This window comes from Mesorhizobium sp. M4A.F.Ca.ET.050.02.1.1 (assembly GCF_003997725.1).
Lineage (GTDB): Bacteria > Pseudomonadota > Alphaproteobacteria > Rhizobiales > Rhizobiaceae > Mesorhizobium.
The window spans coordinates 1-2,563 of sequence record NZ_RZSG01000822.1; the positions used below are offsets into that span (position 1 = coordinate 1).

General features: G+C 66.0%; 1 protein-coding gene and 1 pseudogene. Both read left to right on the top strand.

The window, feature by feature from the left end:
* Window positions 1-711 (top strand): annotated as a pseudogene (locus EOA33_RS31725) (DNA repair protein RecN); the annotation flags it as partial.
* 283 nt (window positions 712-994) lie between these two features.
* The coding region (ligA, locus tag EOA33_RS31730) for an NAD-dependent DNA ligase LigA (RefSeq protein ID WP_127407422.1) at window positions 995-2,563 on the top strand (1,569 nt) is incomplete at its 3' end.

Consider the following 2,563-nt stretch of genomic DNA (forward strand, 5'->3'; position numbering starts at 1 on the left):
GCGCAGTTGCGTGACACGATGGCCGCCGACCTCGCCGATCTCGACGCCGGCGAGGACCGCCTGCACGGCCTGGAGAAGCAGGCGGCAGCGGCGCGCGAAGCCTACGACATCTCAGCCGCGCAACTGTCCTCGCTTCGCCATGCCGCCGCCGTCGGCCTGACCAGGGCGGTGATGGCCGAATTGCCGGCGCTCAAGCTCGAACGCGCTGAGTTCATCGTCGAGCTGGCGAGCGATGCCTCGAGCCGGATGGAAGAAGGCATCGACCAGGTCGAGTTCTGGGTGCGCACCAATCCGGGCACCAGGCCCGGGCCGATGATGAAGGTCGCTTCCGGCGGCGAACTGTCGCGCTTCCTCCTGGCGCTGAAGGTGGCGCTGGCCGACCGCGGCTCGGCGCCGACGCTGGTCTTCGACGAAATCGACACCGGGGTCGGCGGCGCCGTGGCGGATGCCATCGGCCAGCGGCTGGCCAGGTTGTCGAAGCGCGTGCAGGTGCTGTCCGTCACCCACGCGCCGCAAGTGGCGGCGCGCGCGGCGACGCATTTCCTGATCTCCAAATCCGGCGGCACCGACAAGGTCGCCACCGGCGTTGCCGAGATGGACCGGCCGGCGCGCCAGGAGGAGATTGCGCGCATGCTGGCCGGCGCCACCATCACCGACGAGGCGCGCGCGGCGGCGGAGCGTCTGCTGCGCGAGAACACGGCGGCAGCCTAGGCTGCGTTGATATTCAGGTGAGGCCGGCCTGCGAACGGCGGCTTCCTGCGCTTCCGGTGCTCACGTACCCAAAAGTACGCTCCGCTCCGGTTCTCGGAAGCCACCCTTCTCGACTCGGCCTGACCTGAATCTCAACACATCCTGGGTGCTTGATTCTCCGTGCTTGGAATCTGAGTCAGGATATGGCTGCATCCTGCTGTTCAGGAATGATTTATTCGCAAGCCGACTCCCGGTCGGCGAATCCTGATTTATAGTGGCGCGCACAACTCGGGGACTGCCAAGCATGTCGGAAAAACCAGTCGATTCGCTGAGCGAAAGCGAGGCCGCACACGAACTGAAGCGGCTGGCGGCGGAGATCGCCGAGCATGACCGGCGCTATCACACCGAAGATGCGCCGACGATCTCGGACGCCGAATATGACGCGCTGGCGCGCCGCAACCTCGCGATCGAAGATCGCTTCCCCGATTTGGTGCGCGAAGATTCGCCGTCGCGTCGGGTCGGCGCGCCGCCGGCGGAAGGCTTTGCCAAGATACGCCATGCGGTGCCGATGCTCAGCCTCGCCAAGGCCTATACCGATGAGGACGTCGCCGACTTCATCGAGCGCGGCCGGCGGTTCTTCGACCGCGACAAGGACCTGGACATCGCCTTCACCGCCGAGCCGAAAATCGACGGGCTGTCGGCCTCACTGCGCTACGAACGCGGCGTGTTCGTGCAGGGTGCAACGCGCGGCGACGGCGCCGTCGGCGAGGACATCACCGCCAATCTCAAGACGATCGCGGATATCCCGAAGACCCTGAGAGGGTCGGGCTGGCCCGACAGCATCGAGATACGCGGCGAGGTCTACATGACCTATGCGGAGTTCGAGGCGCTGAAGGAACGCTCAGCGGCTGCCGGCGGCCAGGACTACGTCAATCCGCGCAACACGGCCGCCGGGTCGCTGCGCCAGAAGGATCCGTCGGTCACCGCTAGCCGCAACCTCAAATTCTTCGCCTATGCCTGGGGGTACACGACGGCGGACCCGGCTCCGACCCAATATGATTCGGTGCAGAAATTCGCCGAGTGGGGGTTCAAGGTCAGTCCGCTGATGGTGCGGGCGAAGTCGATCGAGGAGCTGATCGCGCAATACCATCGGATCGAGGAGCAGCGTTCGTCGCTCGGCTACGACATCGACGGTGTCGTCTACAAGGTCGACCAGCTGGAATTGCAGCGCCGGTGGGGGTTCGTCACCGGCGAGCCGCGCTGGGCCGTCGCCCACAAATTCCCGGCGGAGCAGGCGATGACCACCGTGCAGAAGATCGACATCCAGGTCGGCCGCACCGGCACGCTTGCGCCCGTGGCGCGGTTGGCGCCCGTTACGGTCGGGGGCGTCGTGGTCGAGAACGTCACGCTACACAACGAGGACTATATCAAGGGCCTGGACAGCAACGGCCTGCCGATCCGCGACGGTATCGATGTCCGCATCGGCGATACGGTGGTGATCCAGCGGGCAGGGGACGTCATTCCGCAGATCGTCAGCGTCGTCATCGACAAGCGTCCGGCCGATGCCGTGCCTTACGAATTTCCGCATACCTGCCCGATCTGCGGCTCGCCAGCGACGCGCGAGATCAACGAGAAGACCGGCAAGGAGGATTCACGCCGGCGCTGCACCGGCGAGCTGATCTGCGCCGCGCAGGCCGTTGAGGGATTGCGCCATTTCGTCTCGCGCGGCGCCATGGATATCGAGGGGCTGGGCGCGGAAAACATCGACCTGTTCTTCAACGCCGGACTGATCAAGACCGCCGCCGACATCTTCACGCTCAAAGACCGCCGCCCCGACGTCACCAGGGCCCTGGCCGGGCGGCGCGAGGAGCAG